A 209-nucleotide genomic window follows, 5' to 3' on the forward strand; every position below is an offset into this window, starting at 1 on the left:
AGGCACCGGCGCCGAGAACGGCTACTTTCATGCTCGGCTCCGGGTCCGGCGGTTTGACGTGGGCGATAAACGCCGCGTGTTTAGTGCGTTGCGCCGTTCGCCGCGCCTTCCTGCCCCGGCGACAACTGCGCGAGACGCTGCTCGTAGAGCGCCTGGAAGTTGATTTCCGCGAGGTGGATCGGCGGGAAACCGGCGCGCGTGATGGCGTC

General features: G+C 67.0%; 1 protein-coding gene. It reads right to left on the reverse strand.

The features are described 5' to 3' along the window. Positions 1 to 80 precede the first annotated feature (80 nt). A partial coding sequence (locus ACFFAR_RS26970; RefSeq protein ID WP_375508797.1) for a protein-export chaperone SecB occupies positions 81 to 209 on the reverse strand: 129 nt, incomplete at its 5' end.

Origin of the sequence: uncultured Caballeronia sp., from assembly GCF_964243625.1 — a bacterium.
Classification (GTDB): Bacteria; Pseudomonadota; Gammaproteobacteria; order Burkholderiales; family Burkholderiaceae; genus Caballeronia.